We start from the raw sequence: 16,710 nt of genomic DNA, 5'->3' as shown, positions 1-16,710 counted from the left end.
GACGAGGACGAGCGCCGCGGCGCCGACGCCCGGCGCGGCCGTCGTGCCGCTCACCGCGACGTCGACGACGGGCTCGAGCGCGGTCGCGCCGGTCGTGGTCGACCACGTCGGGGCGGCTGCGGCGAGCGTCGCCCCACCGAGCAGGAGCAGCGTCCAGACCGCGGTGCGGCGCGTCGGGGTCCTCACGCGAGGCCCCGCAGCCGCGCCGCCACCTGGACCGCGCGCACGGCGGCGGCCGCCTTGTTGCGCGACTCGGCGTACTCGAGCGCGGGCACCGAGTCGGCGACGATCCCGCCGCCCGCCTGGACGCTCGCACGCCCGTCGCGGATCAGCGCCGTGCGGATCGCGATGGCCATGTCCATGTCGCCCGCGAAGTCGAAGTACCCGGCCGTGCCGCCGTAGATGCCCCGGCGCGCCGGCTCGAGCTCGTCGATGAGCGCGATGGCCCGCGGCTTCGGCGCGCCCGAGAGCGTCCCGGCCGGGAACGTCGCGCGGAACGCGTCGAGCGCGGTCGCGCCCTCGCGCAGCGTGCCGACGACCGTCGAGCACAGGTGCATGATGTGGCTGAACCGCTTGGTCGCCATGAACTCCACGACCTCGACGGACGTGGGCTCGCAGACCTTGACGAGGTCGTTGCGGGACAGGTCCACGAGCATGATGTGCTCGGCGCGCTCCTTGGGGTCGGCGAGGAGCTCCTCCCCCAGCGCCACGTCCTCCTCGGGCGTCGCGCCGCGCGGGCGCGACCCCGCGATGGGGAACGTCACCACGCGCCCGTCGGTGACCTTGACCAGCGTCTCAGGGCTCGAGCCGACGACGGCGAAGTCGCGCCCGTCGGGGTCGGTGAGCTGGAAGTAGTACATGTACGGGCTCGGGTTGATGGTCCGCAGCGCGCGGTAGACGTCGAGCGGCTCGGCCGGGCAGTCGAGGTCGAGGCGCTGGGACAGCACCACCTGGAAGACCTCGCCGTCCCGGATGGCGTCCTTGCCCGCGACGACCGCGTCCTCGAACTCCTCGCGCGTCGAGCGGAACTCGAGCTCGGGCTCGGGCGCGTCGTGCGCGGCCGAGACGACGTGCGCGCCGCCCGCGACGAGGCGGGCCTGCATCGCGTCGAGGCGCGCGACGGCGTCGGCGTACGCCTCGTCGACGCGCTCGTCGGTGTCGTCGAAGTTGATCGCGTTGGCGACGAGCCACACGCTGCCCTCGCGGTGGTCGACGGCGGCGACGTCCGTCGCGAGGCACAGGGTCAGCTCGGGCACGCCGAGCTCGTCCGGGGCCGCCGCGGGCAGCGTCGGCTCCCAGTGCCGGATGACGTCCCACCCGATGGCCCCGGCGAGCCCGCCGGTGAGCGGCGGGAGGCCCTCGAGCTGCGGCGTCCGCAGCGCCTCGAGCGTCGCGTCGAGCACCTCGACGACGTCGCCCTCGGTCGGGATGCCGACGGGCACGTCGCCGGACCACACGGCCCGGCCGTCGCGCGCGGTGAGGGTGGCGCGGGACGCGGCGCCGACGAACGACCAGCGCCCCCACGTCCCGTCCGACTCGGCGGACTCGAGCACGAACGTCCCCGGTCGGCCGCCCGCGAGCGTGCGGTAGAGACCGACCGGCGTCACGTCGTCGGCGAGCAGGCGGCGCACCACGGGGATCACCCGGCGCGACGCGGCGAGCTCGCGGAACCCCTCGGCGACCGGCCACGTCTCGCCCCACGCCGGCCCTCCGGCGGGGACGGTCGTGCGCTCGGCCGTTCCGGTCGCGTTCACTGGTTCTCCTCCTCGGGATCGGACGGCGGCGTGGGCGAGGACGGTGCCGGGGCGCCGGCGTCCGCGGCGGGCGCCGTGCCCGGCAGCTCGCCGACGACGGCGCCGAGGTCTCCACCGGCCTCAAAGCACGTGCGCGTCCCGGTGTGGCAGGCGGCGCCCACCTGGTGCACGCGCACGAGGAGCGCGTCGCCGTCGCAGTCCAGCGCGACGGACCGCACGACCTGGACGTGCCCGGACGTGTCGCCCTTGCGCCAGTACTCGCGGCGCGAGCGGCTCCAGAACGTCACGCGCCCCGTGGTGAGCGTGCGGTGCAGCGCCTCGTCGTCCATCCAGCCGAGCATGAGCACCTCGCCGGTGTCGTGCTGCTGGACGACCGCCGCCACCAGGCCGGCGTCGTCGCGCTTGAGGCGCGCCGCGACGTCGGGGTCGAGGGACGTGGCCGGGGCGGGGCGGGTCGAGTCGTCGGGCACCCGAGAATCCTGCCAGACGACGCGACCTCGGCCGCCGGTCCCGCTCGTCGCGCCCGTCACGCCCGTCACGCCCGTCACCGGGTCTGCGTGACCCACGCGTCGTGCATGCGCGCGTACACGCCGCCCGTCCGCGCGAGCTGCTCGTGGGGGCCGACCTCGACGACGTGCCCCGCGTCGACCACGACCACGAGGTCAGCGGCCTCGGCCGTGGACAGGCGGTGGGCGATGGTCAGGGTCGAGCGCCCGGCGGTCAGGGACGCGAGCGCCCGCGCGATGCGCACCTCCGTGGCGGGGTCGACGGCGGACGTCGCCTCGTCGAGCACGAGGAGGTCCCCCTCGGCGAGGTAGGCGCGCAGGAGCGCGACGAGCTGGCGCTCGCCCGCGGACAGGGACTCGCCGCGCTGGCCGACCTGGGTGTCGAGCCCGTCCGGGAGGTCCGCGACCCAGTCCGCGAGGCCGAGCCGGCCGACGGCGGCCTCGATGCGCCCGCGCGCGTCCGTGCCCGTCGCCCGCGCCTCGGGCGCGTCGGCGTCGCGCAGGCCGTACGCGACGTTGTCGGCGAGCGTCCCGTCGAAGAGGAAGCCCTCCTGCGGGACGAGCACGACGCGCTCGCGCAGGCTCGACGCGCGCAGGTCGCGCAGGTCGACGCCGTCGAGCAGGACCCGGCCCGCGGTCGGGTCCATGAGCCGCGTGACGAGCTTGGCGATCGTCGTCTTGCCGGAGCCGGTCGCGCCGACGACGGCGACGGACGCGCGGGCCGGCAGGTCGAGGTCGACGCCGTGGAGCACCTCCGGGCCGCCCGGGTAGGCGAACCGGACGCCCTCGAGCCGCACGTGCGCGGGGCCGCGCGGGCTGACGACGCCGTCGTCGCCCGCGTCGGCCACCTCGACGGGCGTCTCGAGGACCGCGAGCACGCGGCGCCAGCCCGCGACGGCGTTCTGCAGCTCGTTGAGGATCTCCGTCGCCATCTGGACCGGGCCCGTGAAGAGCTGGACGAGGAAGAGGAACGCGAGCAGCCGGCCCACGGAGATGTCGCCCGCCACGCCGAGGAGCGACCCCACGACCACGACGACCGCGAGCACGAGGTTCGCGACGAGCACGCCGCTGGAGAACACGACGGCGACGAGCTTCTGCGCCCGGACCATGGCGCGCCGGGTCTGCTCGACGGCCGCGTCGATGCGGCGGGCCGTGCGGGCACCGACGCCGTAGGCGCGGATCGTCTCGGCGCCCACGACGGACTCCGAGATCGCGCCGAGCATCGCGCCCACGCGGGCCCGCACCGCGGTGTACGCGTCGTTGACGCGCCGCTGCGCGGGGCGCAGGACGAGGAACAGCGGCACGAAGCATGCCCACACGACGAGCGTGAGCTGCCACGAGTAGATCGCCATGAGCACCGTCGCGACGGCGATCTGCAGCACCGAGACGAGCAGCATGATGCCGCCCCACTGCACGAACAGCGAGATCGTGTCGACGTCGCTCGTCACGCGCGACACGAGCGAGCCGCGCCGCTCGGTGCTCTGCGTGAGCACGGACAGGTCGTGCACGTGCCGGAACGCGCGCACGCGCAGCGCCGCGAGGCCTGCCTCGGTCGATCGGAACAGGCGCACGTTCACGAGGGCGGAGCACAGGCCCGCGAGGACGAGCACGGCCGCCGCCGCGCCGACGAGCACCGCGACGCGCGTCGTGTCCGGGCCGCCCTCGGCGAGGACGCCGGTGTCGATGGTCTGCTGCACGGCGACGGGCACGACGATCCGGCCGAGCGCGGCGGCGACCGCCAGCGCAAGGGTGATCCACAGCCCGTCGAGGATCTGCGGCGACACCTGGACGCCGCGGCGCAGGGTCGCGAGCACGCCGAGCGTGCTCGCTGAAGCGATGCGCGCGTCGGCGTCCCGGGGCGCGGCCTCGTCGGGCGCCGTGCCGGTGCGCTGGCCGGCGGGAGCCGGTCCGGTGGTCCTCGTGCTCATTCCTCCAGCGCCCCTGCCTCGGCGCGACGCACGACGACGTCCGCCTCCTCGTCCTCCTGGCGGTCCAGCGCGTCGCGCTCGTCCGCCGCCCGTCGCTCGGCCTCGCGCGCGTACGCGGTCGCGAGCTCGCGGTACCCCGGGTCGCGCGCGACGAGCTCGGCGTGCGTGCCGACGTCGACCACGCGCCCCGACTCCACGTGCACGACGACGTCCGCGAGCGCGACGCTCGCCATGCGGTAGGCGACCATGACGACCGTCGGCCGGTCCGCGCCGTCGCGCCGCAGCCCCGCGAGGATCTGCTGCTCGACGCGCGGGTCCACGGCGGACGTCGCGTCGTCGAGGACGAGCAGCCGCGGCCGCCGCACGAGCGCGCGGGCGATCGCCAGGCGCTGGCGCTGCCCGCCCGACAGGTTCGCCCCGCGCTCCCCGAGGGGGGCGTCGAGGCCCTCCGGCAGCCGCTCGACGACGTCGTCGAGACGCGCGAGCCGCAGCGCCTCCCAGACCTGGTCGTCGTCGGGCCCACCCGCGCCCTCGTCCGTGAGCGTGACGTTGCCGCGCACGGTGTCCTCGAAGACGAACGCCTGCTGCGCGACGAGCGCGACCTGCCGCGTGAGCTCGTCCTCGCGCACCTCGCGCACGTCCGTGCCGTCGAGCAGCACGCGCCCGCGCGTCGGGTCGGACAGGCGCGCGAGCAGCGAGACGAGCGTCGTCTTGCCGGCGCCGGTCGGGCCGACGACGGCGACGACCGATCCCGGGGCCAGGTCGAGGTCCACCCCGTCCAGGAGCGTGACGTCGCGGGCCCCGGCGCGGACGTCGAGCCCGACGCCCTCGAGCCGCACGCCGAGGCCGCGCCCGGTGCCGGGCAGCGGGCGCGTGCCGGGGACGAGCACCCCGCCGGAGTCGATGACGCGGCTGATGCGCTCGTAGCCGACGAGGCCGCGCGGGAGCTCGCCAAGCACCCAGCCGAACGCGCGGACGGGCACGGCCATGACCGTCAGCAGGTAGGCGGCGGTGACGATGTCACCGGCCTCCACGCCTCCCGCCGCGAGCCGCACCGTCCCCACGCCGAGCACGAGGAGCGTGCCGAGGGACGGCAGGAGCTCGATCACGGGGTCGAAGAAGGCGCGGACGACGCCGACGCGGACGTTGGCCGCGCGCAGCGTGTCGGCGCGCTCGGCGAAGCGCCGCTCCTCGCGCGCCTCGGTCCCGAGGGACTTGACGAGCAGCGCCGCCTCGAAGCTCTCGTGCGCGACGTCCGCGACCTCGGCCCGCAGCTGCTGGGCACGGGTGACGGCCGGCGACATGTGGCGCTGGAAGACGACGTTGACGACGACGGCGAGCGGGATCACGACGAGCGCCGCGCACGCGAGCCACACGTCGACACGGAAGAGCATGACGGCGGCGACGCCGATCATGACGACGACGCCGAGCGCGAACGGCAGCGGGTTGAACACGCCGGTCGCTGCCTCGACGTCCGAGCTCGCGTTGGACAGGAGCTGACCGGCCGGGTGCGCGCGGTGCCACGACATGGGCAGGCGCAGGTACTGCCGGGAGACCGCGGTCCGGTGGCGGGCCTGCAGCGCCGCGTAGCCGTTGCCGGCGAAGATGCGGCGCGCGGCGACGCTGAGCGCGAGCGAGAGCGCGATCCCCGCGAGCACCAGGCCGGCGACCCAGATACGGTCGCGCGCGGCCTCGTCGCCCGCGAGCGCCGGCACGACGACCTCGTCCGTGACCGTGCCGACGGCGCGGCTGACGCCGACGGTGAGCGCGCCGAACGCGGCCGACGCGCCGATCGCGAGCACGTACGTGCGCCACTCGTCGCGGATGCCGCGCCCCATGAGCACGAGCGAGCGCCGCACGCGCGAGCCGGTGAGCCCGTGCGGGCGGCGGACGGACGGCTCGTCCGGCAGGGTGCCGGCCGGCGGGACGGTGGTCGTGGGCGGGGTGCCGGGACGCGCGGTGCGCGGTGTCGTGCTCGTCATCGCGTCAGCGCACCTCGACGCCGGCGGCGCGCATCGCGTCCTTCACCTGCGCCACGGTGAGGGCGCCGAAGTGGAACACGCTCGCCGCGAGCACCGCGTCGGCCCCGGCGCGGGCCGCCTCGACGAAGTGCTCGGGCGTGCCGGCCCCGCCGCTCGCGATGAGCGGGACCTGCACCTCACGGCGGACCGCGGCGAACATCTCGAGGTCGAAACCGGCCGTCGTGCCGTCGGCGTCCATGGAGTTCAGCAGGATCTCGCCCGCGCCGAGCGTCGCGGCGCGTGCCGCCCACTCCACCGCGTCGATGCCCGTGCCACGCCGCCCGCCGTGGGTCGTCACCTCGTACCCGGACGCCGTGCGCGTGTCGCCCGTCGTGCGCCGCGCGTCGACGGACAGCGTGAGCACCTGGCTCCCGAAGCGGTCGGCGATCTCGGCGATCAGCTCCGGACGGGCGATCGCCGCGGTGTTCACGCCGACCTTGTCCGCGCCGGCCCGCAGCAACCGGTCGACGTCGTCGGCGGTGCGCACGCCGCCGCCCACGGTGAGCGGCACGAAGACTTGCTCCGCGGTGCGGCGCACCACGTCGTAGGTCGTCTCGCGGTTGCCCGACGACGCGGACACGTCGAGGAACGTGACCTCGTCGGCCCCCTCCCCGTCGTAGCGCGACGCGAGCTCGACGGGGTCGCCGGCGTCGCGCAGGTTCTCGAAGTTCACGCCCTTGACGACCCGGCCGGCGTCGACGTCGAGGCACGGGATCACGCGGATCGCCACGGTCATGAGGAAGCTCCTTGGTCGGCCGGCTGCTCGCCGGTCTGGTCGGGGGCGGCGGGCGGGGCCTCGGAGGACTCGCCCGCGGCCTCCTCGGCGGTCACGGGGAAGTGCGCGTCGAGGATGTCGACGACGTAGACGAGCGTCTCCTCGGCGAGCGGGTTCGCGGTCCCGCCGTACCCGAGCCCGGGCGGCACGACGAGGAGCACGCGGCTGCCCACCGACTGCTCGAGCAGGCCCTGCTCCCAGCCCTCGATGACCTCGCCGATGCCGATCATCACCGACGAGGGCGCCGTGCCCTCCGCCCACGTCGAGTCGAACACCTCGCCGTCCGACCAGCGCACGCCCGTGTAGCGCACGGTGACGACCTGCCCCGCCTCGACCTGCGCGCCGTCGCCGCGCACGAGCGGCTGCACGACGAGGTCCGTCGGGGGCGGCGTGTCCGACGGGACCGTGACGGTCGGTGCGCCGTCCTCGCCCGCCTCCACGGTCGGGGCGCCCTCCACGGGCTCGACGGGCTCGCCGTCCGCCTGGGTCGGCAGCACGTCCACGACGAGGACGACCGGGACGTCGTCGTCCTGCTCGACGAGCAGCAGGCGTGCCCCGACGCGTTGCCCGCGCAGGAGGTCCGCGAGCGCGCTCCCGACGGACTCGTCGGTGAGGGAGTACCACTGCGGCGCGTCGGTGTACGTGTTCTGCAGCACCGTGCCGTCGCGGGCGTCCTGCGCGTACATGTTGAGCAGCAGCGGGCCCCCGTCGACGAGCTCGCGCCCCGTGCCCGGCCACACCACCTCCGAGCGCGTGTCCGGCACGTCGAGCGGGGTCGTGTAGGTCAGCGTCGGCGGCTCGCCCGCGGAGCCCGCGACCTCGACCGCGGTGTTGAGCGGGGTCGGGGTCGCGTCCTCGGGCTCCTCGCACGCGCCCAGGACGAGGGCGGCGACGAGCGCGAGCACGACGGCGAGCACGCCGCGCGGGCCGCGCACCGGCCCGGGCGCGCGACGTCGTACCGGCCGTGCCGGACCCCGGAGGGATCGGACGGCCGTGGGAACCACGGTCCTCACATCACGCCCCGCACGTCACATCGACTCGATGAGTCGTTCCACGCGCTCGTCGACGCTGCGGAAGGGGTCCTTGCACAGCACCGTGCGCTGCGCCTGGTCGTTGAGCTTGAGGTGCACCCAGTCGACCGTGTAGTCGCGGCGGGCCTCCTGCGCGGCGCGCACGAAGTCGCCGCGCAGCTTGGCGCGCGTCGTCTGCGGCGGGACCGCGGTCGACTCGAACACCTCGAGGTCGGTCGTGATCCGCTCGACCATCCCGCGCGCGGCGAGCAGGTTGTACAGGCCCTCCGTGCGCGAGATGTCGTGGTAGGCGAGGTCGAGGCGCGCGATGCGCGGGTCGTCGAGCTCGAGGCCGTGCTTGGCCCGGTACCGCTCGATGAGCCGGTACTTGATGACCCAGTCCAGCTCGCGGTCGACGAGCGACAGGTCGCCCGTCTCGAGGGCCCGCAGGCCCCGCTCCCACAGGTCGAGCACCTGCTTGACGACCGGCGTCGGCGAGACCTCCGCCTCGACGAACTCCTTGACGCGCTGCAGGTACTCCGCCTGCAGGTCGATCGCCGTGACGGTGCGCCCGCTCGCGAGCTGGACGGGCTGCTTGGCCGTGACGTCGTGGCTGATCTCGCGGATCGACCGGATCGGGTTCTCCAGCGCGAGGTCGCGCATCGGCATGCCGGCCTCGACCATGCGCAGGATCAGGTCGGTCGCCCCGACCTTGAGCATCGTCGTGGTCTCCGCCATCGAGGAGTCCCCGACGATGACGTGCAGGCGCCGGTAGCTCTCGGCGTCCGCGTGCGGCTCGTCGCGCGTGTTGATGATGGGCCGCGACCGCGTGGTCGCGCTCGAGACGGCCTCCCAGATGTGGTCGGCGCGCTGCGACAGGCAGTAGACGGCCCCGCGCGGCGTCGACAGCACCTTGCCCGCGCCCGTGAGGATCTGGCGCGTGATGAGGAACGGCACGAGTACGTCCGACAGGCGCGCGAAGTCGCCCTGGCGCCGCACGAGGTAGTTCTCGTGGCAGCCGTAGGAGTTGCCCGCCGAGTCGGTGTTGTTCTTGAACAGGTGGATGCGCCCCGGCAGCCCCTCGTGCTCGAGCCGCTGCTGCGCGTCCGCGACGAGGCCCTCGAGGATCCGCTCTCCCCCGCGGTCGTACGCGACGAGCTGACGGACGTCGTCGCACTCGGCCGTCGCGTACTCGGGGTGGGACCCCACGTCGAGGTACAGGCGCGAGCCGTTGCGCAGGAACACGTTCGACGAGCGCCCCCACGCGACGACCTTGCGGAAGAGGTAGCGCGCGACCTCGTCCGCCGACAGCCCGCGGCCGTCGTCGGAGGCGCACGTGACGCCGTACTCGGTCTCGAGGCCGAAGATCCTGCGGTCCATCCGGGACTACCCCCCGTCCGACGTGTCGGTCGTCGCTGCCGTGCCGCTCTCGTCGCCGTCCCGGAGCAGTCCCTCGAGCACGGAGCCGGACAGCCGGCGGAACGCCCGGCGCGGGCGCGTGCGGTCGAGCACCGCGACCTCGAGCTGGCTCGCCGGGATCTCCCGCGCGTCCGACTCCTCCGGCCCCGCGCCCAGCGCGCGCACGCCGAGGCGCAGCGCGTCGTCCAGCGCCATGCCCGCGCTCCAGCCGTCCGCGAGGATGCGGCCGAGCTGCTCCGACTGGCCGCCCATCACCACGTAGCCCTGCTCGTCGGCCACCGAGCCGTCGTAGGAGATGCGGTAGAGCTGGTCCTGCGCCGGGGTCGCGCCGACCTCCGCGACGACGATCTCGACCTCCATCGGCTTGGACTCCGTCGTGAACACGGTGCCCAGCGTCTGCGCGTACGCGTTCGCGAGGCCGCGCGCGTTGACGTCGGTCCGGTCGTAGGAGTAGCCGCGCAGGTCGGCGTAGCGCACGCCGGCGACGCGCAGGTTCTCGAACTCGTTGTACTTGCCGACGGCGGCGAACGCGATCCGGTCGTAGATCTCCGAGATCTTGTGCAGCGCGCGCGACGGGTTCTCCGTCGCGAACGCGATCCCGTCCTCGAACGCGAGCGCCACGACCGAACGGCCCCGGGCGATGCCCTTGCGCGCGAAGTCCGCCCGGTCCTTCATGAGCTGCTCGGGCGAGACGTAGAAGGGCATCGTCATGCGGGGTCACCTCCCTGCTCGGCGCGGCCGCCGGCCGCACCCTGGCGGCGCTCGGACACGATCCGGTCGACCACGGCCGCCAGCTCGGTCTCCGGCACGCGCTCGTACCCGGCGCCCGTCACGACGGCGACGACCGGCCAGATCCGCCGGACCGTGTCCGGTCCGCCGGTCGCGGAGTCGTCGTCCGCGGCGTCGTAGAGCGACTCCACCGCGACCCGCACGACCGCGTCGCGCTCGAGCCCCGGCCGCCACAGCTTCTTCAGCGCGCCGCGGGCGAACACCGAGCCCGAGCCGACGCTGTGGTGGTCGCGCTCCTCGTACCGCCCGCCCGTCACGTCGTACGAGAAGATCCGGCCCTGGCCGCGGTCGAGGTCGTAGCCCGCGAAGAGCGGCACGACGGCGAGGCCCTGCATCGCCATCCCGAGGTTCTGCCGGATCATCGTCGACAGGCGGTTCGCCTTGCCGTCGAGCGACAGCAGCGTGCCCTCGATCTTCTCGTAGTGCTCGAGCTCGAGCTGGAAGAGCCGCACGAGCTCCACGGCGAGGCCGGCCGTCCCGGCGATCCCGACGGCGGAGAACTCGTCCGCCGGGAAGACCTTCTCGATCTCGCGGTGCGCGATCATCGACCCCATCGTGGCGCGCCGGTCACCGGCCATGACGACGCCGCCCGCGCCGTCGGCCCCGAACGTGGCCGCGACGATCGTGGTCCCGTGCGGCGCGTCGGGCGCGGTGCCCGCGTGCGAGGCCGCACGGCGCGACGGCAGCAGGTCCGGTGCGTGACCGGCGAGGAACTCGAGGAAGGACGACGACCCGGGGGTCGTGAAGGAGTCGGGCAGCCGGCCGGGCAGGCGCTGCGGCTGGTGGGTGCTCATCGGCGCTCGACCACTCTTCCTACTCGCCGCCCTTCTGCACGAAGCCCCGGACGAAGGACTCCGCGTTCGTCTCCAGGACCTCGTCGATCTCCTCGAGGAGTGCGTCGACCTCCGCGTCGCGGGACTGGGCCTGCGGCGCGGTGGGGACCTCCGGGGCGTCCGGCTCGTCGTCGGGACGCCGGTCCTCGTGCGACGCGTGCGTCCGTTCCGTACCCGCCATGGCTGCCTCCTCGTCCGCCGGGCACGCCCGGCGCTCGTCGTCCCAGACTCGCGTGCGACCCGGGGCCGACCGCGGACCGCGACCGGTTCCTGCTCGCACGCGGCGCCCCGAGGGGCGGGGCGCCGTCATGCCTCCAGCCTAGTCGCCGGACCCTCACCCCGGTGCGGCGAGACCCGCCAGGAGGGCCGTCGCGTCCGGGCTCGCGTCGAGCAGCGCCCCGATGTGGGCGCGCGTCCCGCGCAAGGGGTCCATCATGGGCACGCGCTGCAGGCTCGGCGCGCCGGGGACGTCGAAGATCACCGAGTCCCAGCTCGCGGCCGACACCTGGTCCCCGTACCGGGCCACGACCTCGCCCCGGAAGTACGCACGCGTGTCCTCGGGCGCGTGGTGGACGGCCGCGCCGACCTCGCGCTCGGTCACGACGCGGTCCACGGCGCCCGCCGCGAGCAGGCGGTGGTAGATCCCGCGCTCGGGCCGCACGTCCGACCACTGCAGGTCCATCGCCGCGAGCCGCGGGTGCCCCCAGTCCAGGCCGTCGCGCTCGCGCAGGCGGTCGAGCAGGCGCAGCTTGGCGACCCACTCGACGTCGCGCGCGCACGAGTCCCGGTCGGTCGCGAGGCGCCCGAGCACCGACTCCCAGCGCGCGAGCACGTCCCGCGTCGGTGCGTCGATGCCCTCGGGACCGGCCAGGCGCGCGGACGCGTCGGCCGCGATCTCCAGGTACTCGCGCTGGATCTCGAGCGCCGTCAGCGAGCGCCCGTCCGCGAGCCGCAGCCGCTGCGTGAGATCCAGGTCGCGGCTCACGCGCTGCACGTCACCCACCGGGTCCGCGAGGCGCAGCCCGGCGATCCGGGACCGCACCTGCGGCCCGAGCTCCTCGAGGTGCTCGACGACGAACAGCACGAGCGACGTCGTGCCCGTCTTGAGGTACGTCGCCGTCTCGAGGAGGTTCGCGTCGCCGATGATGAGGTGCAGCCGGCGCCAGCGCTGGCGGTCCGCGTGCGGCTCGTCGCGCGTGTTGACGATCGGACGGCGCAGCGTCGTCTCCAGGCCGACCTCCGCCTCGACGTAGTCGGCGCGCTGCGAGACCTGGAAGCCGTGCTCCTCCCCCGCCGGCCCCAGCCCCACGCGCCCCGACCCGGCGAACACCTGCCGCGTGACGAGGAACGGCGTGAGCACCTCGACGAGCACGCCGAACGGGACCGCCCGGTCCACGAGGTAGTTCTCGTGCGTGCCGTAGCTCGCGCCCTTGCCGTCGACGTTGTTCTTGTACAGCACCACCGGTGCACCCGGCGCGTTCGCGAGCTCGCGCGCCGCGGCCAGCATCACGCGCTCGCCCGCGACGTCCCAGCACACGACGTCGTGCGGCACCGTCACCTCCGGCGACGAGTACTCCGGGTGCGCATGGTCCACGTACAGCCGCGCCCCGTTCGTGAGGATGACGTTCGCCGCGCTGGGGTCGTCGTACTCCTCGCTCGTCGGCCGCGCGAGCTCCTGCAAGGACCCCGCCCGCGCGCCGTCCGCGACCGGTCCCGACGGCGCCGGCACCGACGGGTCGTCGGTCAGCATCGACGGGTGCGCCGACGCGCGCGGCACGTGGAACCCGCGTGCGTCCTGCAGCGGGTCCTCGTCGTCGTAGTCCCACCGCGCCCGGCCCCGCGCGCCGTCGCTGCGCGCGGCGAGCGCCCGGTACGTCGTGACGACCTGGCTCGACATGAGCATCGGGTTCGCCAGGGGCTGGCCCGGCTGCAGGACGCCGTACTCGGTCTCGATCCCCATGACCCGTCGCACGCTCACGCGCCCACCCTATGCCGCACCTGCGACGACGCGCCGCGCGGTCCACTGTTCGCGGTCCGTGGTCGGGTCCGCGGGCAGGGCGCCGTCGGTGCTCGGGCCTCGTGGCCGGGTCCGCGGGCAGGGCGTCGTCGGTGCTCGGGCTGCCGCGCCGTCACCGTGGCCATTCGGCCGTCGGTTCGCGCGCGCGGCTTCTACGCCCTTCGCATCCGACGCCGCCCCACCCGCTCGTCCGTCAGCTCACCTCGTCCGCCACACCGCGTGCCCCTCCCGCACGACCGCGCGCCCGTCGGCTGGTCTCATCGGCCACGCCGACGTCTGCCGCCCACGCTGGCACGTCGGCGTGGCGCCCGGCCCTGCTCCGCGGACGAGCCACGTGGGCGGTGATCATCGCCCGAGGCGACGTCGCGTGCGCGACCGCGCCGGGGCGGGGCCGGAGGGGCGGCCGTGCCGGGTCGTGGCGGGTCTGGCGGGAGCGCCGCGAGGGACGAGCGGCGCGGATGGTAGACCCGGCACGGCCGCCCCGGAGGTCACGCCCCGGCGCACCCAGCACCCGCACGACCCGACGACGCGTTACAGGTACTGCCCCGTGTTGGTCACCGTGTCGATCGTGCGCGGCGAACCGCCCTCGCCCTTCTTCTGGACGATCGTGCGGATGAAGACGATGCGCTCGCCCTTCTTGCCGCTGATCCGCGCCCAGTCGTCGGGGTTGGTGGTGTTGGGCAGGTCCTCGTTCTCCTTGAACTCGTCGACGCACGCGGCGAGCAGGTGGTCGACGCGGATGCCGCGCTGGCCGGTCGCGAGGAGGTCCTTGATGGCGGACTTCTTCGCGCGGTCGACGACGTTCTGGATCATCGCGCCGGAGTTGAAGTCCTTGAAGTAGAGGATCTCCTTGTCGCCGCTGGCGTAGGTGACCTCGAGAAACTGGTTCTCCTCGTCCTCGGAGTACATGCGCTCGACGACGGAGCGGATCATCGCGTCGACGGCCTCGCGCTGGCTCCCGCCGTGCTCGGCGAGGTCGGCGGCGTGGATGGGCAGGTCGTCGGTGAGGTACTTCGCGAAGATCTCCTTCGCGCCCTCGGCGTCGGGTCGCTCGATCTTGATCTTCACGTCGAGGCGGCCCGGGCGCAGGATGGCCGGGTCGATCATGTCCTCGCGGTTGGACGCGCCGATGACGATGACGTTGTCGAGCCGCTCGACGCCGTCGATCTCGGACAGCAGCTGCGGCACGATCGTCGTCTCGACGTCGGAGGACAAGCCGGTGCCGCGCGTGCGGAACAGCGACTCCATCTCGTCGAAGAACACGACGACAGGCGTCCCCTGGGACGCCTTCTCGCGCGCCCGGGCGAAGATCAGCCGGATGTGCCGCTCGGTCTCGCCGACGTACTTGTTGAGCAGCTCGGGGCCCTTGACGTTGAGGAAGTAGCTCTTCACCGCGCCGGTCTCCACCTGGTCGCCGCGCGAGCGCGCGACGGTGTGCGCGAGGGAGTTGGCGACGGCCTTCGCGATGAGCGTCTTGCCGCACCCGGGCGGGCCGTACAGCAGCACGCCCTTGGGCGGGCGCAGCCCGTGCTCGCGGAAGAGGTCGGGGTGGGTGAACGGCAGCTCGACCGCGTCGCGGATCTGCTCGATCTGGGGCCCGAGACCGCCGATGTCCTCGTACCGGATGTCCGGCACCTCCTCGAGGACGAGCTCCTCCACCTCGGACTTGGGGATGACCTCGAAGACGAACCCGGAGCGCGTGTCGATGGTCAGCGAGTCGCCGACGCGCAGCGACGTCCGGGCGACGGAGCCGGCGAGGCGCACGACACGCTCCTCGTCGGCGCGCCCGACGACGAGGACGCGGTCGGCGTCGATGATCTCCTTGACGGTGACGATCTCGCCCGTGCGCTCGTACCCGCCGGCCGCGACGACCGTCATGGCCTCGTTGAGCTTGACCTCCTGGCCGGGGCGCAGGCGCTCGACGTCGATGGTCGGGCTCGCGCCGACGTGCATCTTGCGCCCGGAGGCGGACACGTCGACCGACCCGTCGGGGTGCGCGGCGAGGAACACCGCGTACGTCCCCGGGGGCTTCGCGAGCTCGTCGATCTGCCGCTTCAGCTCGAGGATCTGGTCGCGGGCGGCGCGCAGCGCCTCGGCGAGCCTCTCGTTCTTCGCGGAGAGCAGCGCCAGCTCGCGCGCGGTGCTCGTCGCGCCCTCGTCGCTCCGGCCGAATGTCTCGCTCATCGGGTGTCCCCTCTCGCCGTCGGCACGCCCGGCGCGGGACGGTCCCGAGGGAGCGCGGCGGGTGCCGCGCGGCCCGTCGGTGGTCCGCCGTCCGCGGTCGGGTTCTAGACCTTAGGCACAATTGTGGTCCGCGTACACGGACGACACCCGTGGTGAGACGACGCGACGCGGATCGTCACCCGCTCGTCACGCCTCCGGCACGTCGTCCGACTGCTCGCCCTGACCGTCCGTGGCCGCCTCCGACGCGGTGCCGCCGGCCGCCTGCTCCGGGGCCTGCCCGACGTCCCGCCGTACGCGCCGGATCTTCTTCTCCGACACGGGTCGCTCGCCGAGCTCCTCGGGCGACCACTGCTCCTCGTCCGTGGGGTACGCGCCCTTGGCGGGGCGACGCTTGCGCTCGGGCGGCGCGACGCCGTCGGCGAGCCGGCGCGCGGTGAGCAGGAAGCCGGTGTGCCCGATCATGCGGTGCTGCGGGCGCACGGCGAGGCCCTCGAGGTGCCAGCCGCGCACCATCGACTCCCACGCGACGGGCTCGGCGTACCGGCCGTCGGCGCGCAGGTCCTCGGCGAGCCGGGACAGCTGCGTGGTGGTCGCGACGTAGCAGACGAGCACGCCACCGGGCACGAGCGCGCGCGCCACGACGTCGAGGTTCTCCCACGGGGCGAGCATGTCGAGCACGACGCGGTCGACGGTGCCGTCGGCGGCGACGGTCGGCAGGACGTCGGCGAGGTCGCCGACGGACAGCGTCCACGCCGGGTGGGGGCCGCCGAAGAACGTCTCGACGTTGCCGCGCGCGATGGCGGCGAAGTCCTCGCGCCGCTCGATGGAGTGGAGCTCGCCCGCGTCGCCGACGGCGCGCAGCAGCGACATCGTCAGCGCGCCCGACCCCACGCCGGCCTCGACGACGCGCGCGCCCGGGAAGACGTCGGCCATCGCGACGATCTGGCCCGCGTCCTTGGGGTAGACGACCGCGGCGCCGCGCGGCATCGACAGCACGTAGTCGGACAGCAGCGGGCGCATCGCGAGGTACTCGATCTCCGCGGTGTTGCGCACCACCGTGCCCTCGGGGCGGCCGATGAGGTCGTCGTGGCGCAGGTAGCCCTTGTGCGTGTGGAACGTCGCGCCGGGCGCGAGCGTGATGGTGTGCAGCCGCCCGCGCGGGTCGGTGAGCTGGACCTTGTCACCGACCCGCAGGGGGCCGCGGCGCTGGTCGGCCCCGGTCGCGGTGGGCGGGGCGGACGTCGTGGAGGCGGGCTCGTCGGTCACGGGCGACCATCCTACGGGCGCCTGCGGGCGGGCCGTCGCGTCAGCCGCGCCGCGCCTCGCGCAGCGCGGTCACGACCCGGGCGACTGGTTCCAGACCCACGAGCACCTCGTGCGCGAGGGCTACGCGTGGGTCGGCGTCTCCGCGCAGCGCGCGGGCGTGCACTCCGCGACCGGCCTGCGCGCGTGGAGCCCGGAGCGCTACGGCTCG

General features: G+C 74.4%; 14 protein-coding genes and 1 pseudogene. 1 reads left to right on the top strand and 14 read right to left on the bottom strand.

What is annotated here, in order from left to right; translation table 11 throughout:
- The 14 genes and pseudogenes from JZ5iCDA_RS09465 to JZ5iCDA_RS09400 all read right to left on the bottom strand — a co-directional run.
- Window positions 1-186, bottom strand: a pseudogene (locus JZ5iCDA_RS09465) (Trp biosynthesis-associated membrane protein); the annotation flags it as partial.
- Entirely contained in the window at window positions 183-1,754 is a 1,572-nt protein-coding gene (locus JZ5iCDA_RS09460) for an anthranilate synthase component I (RefSeq protein WP_069386946.1), read from the bottom strand. The pseudogene JZ5iCDA_RS09465 and the gene JZ5iCDA_RS09460, both read right to left, overlap by 4 nt.
- Entirely contained in the window at window positions 1,751-2,224 is a 474-nt protein-coding gene (gene hisI / locus JZ5iCDA_RS09455; protein ID WP_069386948.1) for a phosphoribosyl-AMP cyclohydrolase, read from the bottom strand. Before hisI ends, JZ5iCDA_RS09460 begins: the two co-directional genes overlap by 4 nt.
- Before the next feature lie 74 nt (window positions 2,225-2,298).
- A complete protein-coding gene (locus tag JZ5iCDA_RS09450; RefSeq protein WP_069386945.1) occupies window positions 2,299-4,188 on the bottom strand; it encodes an ABC transporter ATP-binding protein in 1,890 nt (629 codons plus the stop codon).
- Window positions 4,185-6,026, bottom strand: a complete 1,842-nt coding sequence (locus JZ5iCDA_RS09445; RefSeq protein WP_069386947.1) for an ABC transporter ATP-binding protein — start codon at window positions 6,024-6,026, stop codon at window positions 4,185-4,187. The genes JZ5iCDA_RS09450 and JZ5iCDA_RS09445 overlap by 4 nt, the downstream gene beginning before the upstream one ends.
- A 148-nt stretch (window positions 6,027-6,174) precedes the next feature.
- Window positions 6,175-6,945 (bottom strand): imidazole glycerol phosphate synthase subunit HisF, encoded by a 771-nt coding sequence (hisF, locus tag JZ5iCDA_RS09440; protein ID WP_069386944.1) that lies wholly within the window; start codon window positions 6,943-6,945, stop codon window positions 6,175-6,177.
- Entirely contained in the window at window positions 6,942-7,919 is a 978-nt protein-coding gene (locus JZ5iCDA_RS09435; RefSeq protein ID WP_069386943.1) for an FKBP-type peptidyl-prolyl cis-trans isomerase, read from the bottom strand. Before JZ5iCDA_RS09435 ends, hisF begins: the two co-directional genes overlap by 4 nt.
- Window positions 7,920-8,012: 93 nt before the next feature.
- Window positions 8,013-9,374 (bottom strand): Pup--protein ligase, encoded by a 1,362-nt coding sequence (pafA, locus tag JZ5iCDA_RS09430; protein ID WP_069386942.1) that lies wholly within the window; start codon window positions 9,372-9,374, stop codon window positions 8,013-8,015.
- Between the two features lie 6 nt (window positions 9,375-9,380).
- A complete protein-coding gene (prcA, locus tag JZ5iCDA_RS09425; RefSeq protein WP_069386941.1) occupies window positions 9,381-10,124 on the bottom strand; it encodes a proteasome subunit alpha in 744 nt (247 codons plus the stop codon).
- On the bottom strand, window positions 10,121-10,996 hold the full coding sequence (gene prcB, locus JZ5iCDA_RS09420) for a proteasome subunit beta (protein WP_069386940.1): 876 nt from the start codon (window positions 10,994-10,996) through the stop codon (window positions 10,121-10,123). The genes prcA and prcB overlap by 4 nt, the downstream gene beginning before the upstream one ends.
- 19 nt (window positions 10,997-11,015) lie before the next feature.
- A complete protein-coding gene (locus JZ5iCDA_RS09415) occupies window positions 11,016-11,216 on the bottom strand; it encodes a ubiquitin-like protein Pup (RefSeq protein WP_069386939.1) in 201 nt (66 codons plus the stop codon).
- A gap of 153 nt (window positions 11,217-11,369) precedes the next feature.
- Window positions 11,370-12,995, bottom strand: coding sequence for a depupylase/deamidase Dop (gene dop / locus JZ5iCDA_RS09410; RefSeq protein WP_069386938.1), 1,626 nt, complete (start codon window positions 12,993-12,995; stop codon window positions 11,370-11,372).
- Window positions 12,996-13,583: 588 nt separating this feature from the next.
- Entirely contained in the window at window positions 13,584-15,236 is a 1,653-nt protein-coding gene (gene arc / locus JZ5iCDA_RS09405) for a proteasome ATPase (RefSeq protein ID WP_069386937.1), read from the bottom strand.
- A 186-nt stretch (window positions 15,237-15,422) separates the two neighbouring features.
- Window positions 15,423-16,502, bottom strand: a complete 1,080-nt coding sequence (locus JZ5iCDA_RS09400) for a tRNA (adenine-N1)-methyltransferase (RefSeq protein ID WP_069386936.1) — start codon at window positions 16,500-16,502, stop codon at window positions 15,423-15,425.
- Between JZ5iCDA_RS09400 and JZ5iCDA_RS19995 the strand changes: the two genes are divergently transcribed.
- A partial coding sequence (locus JZ5iCDA_RS19995; RefSeq protein WP_366246661.1) for an alpha/beta hydrolase domain-containing protein occupies window positions 16,402-16,710 on the top strand: 309 nt, incomplete at its 3' end. The two genes, JZ5iCDA_RS09400 and JZ5iCDA_RS19995, sit on opposite strands and share 101 nt — an antisense overlap.

Origin of the sequence: Cellulosimicrobium cellulans (genome assembly GCF_001722485.1) — a bacterium.
Taxonomy (GTDB): Bacteria; Actinomycetota; Actinomycetes; order Actinomycetales; family Cellulomonadaceae; genus Cellulosimicrobium; species Cellulosimicrobium cellulans_A.
The sequence above is the reverse complement of the archived record's forward strand: the minus strand, read 5'-3'. Positions and strand labels throughout refer to the sequence as shown.

Excerpts from the sequence above, each read along its gene's own strand:
- JZ5iCDA_RS09450 (WP_069386945.1), bottom strand. The coding sequence starts at position 4,188 with ATGAGCACGAGGACCACCGGACCGGCTCCCGCCGGCCAGCGCACCGGC.
- JZ5iCDA_RS09445 (WP_069386947.1), bottom strand. The coding sequence starts at position 6,026 with ATGGGGCGCGGCATCCGCGACGAGTGGCGCACGTACGTGCTCGCGATC.
- hisF (WP_069386944.1), bottom strand. The coding sequence starts at position 6,945 with ATGACCGTGGCGATCCGCGTGATCCCGTGCCTCGACGTCGACGCCGGC.
- pafA (WP_069386942.1), bottom strand. The coding sequence starts at position 9,374 with ATGGACCGCAGGATCTTCGGCCTCGAGACCGAGTACGGCGTCACGTGC.
- prcA (WP_069386941.1), bottom strand. The coding sequence starts at position 10,124 with ATGACGATGCCCTTCTACGTCTCGCCCGAGCAGCTCATGAAGGACCGG.
- prcB (WP_069386940.1), bottom strand. The coding sequence starts at position 10,996 with ATGAGCACCCACCAGCCGCAGCGCCTGCCCGGCCGGCTGCCCGACTCC.
- JZ5iCDA_RS09415 (WP_069386939.1), bottom strand. The coding sequence starts at position 11,216 with ATGGCGGGTACGGAACGGACGCACGCGTCGCACGAGGACCGGCGTCCC.
- dop (WP_069386938.1), bottom strand. The coding sequence starts at position 12,995 with ATGGGGATCGAGACCGAGTACGGCGTCCTGCAGCCGGGCCAGCCCCTG.
- arc (WP_069386937.1), bottom strand. The coding sequence starts at position 15,236 with ATGAGCGAGACATTCGGCCGGAGCGACGAGGGCGCGACGAGCACCGCG.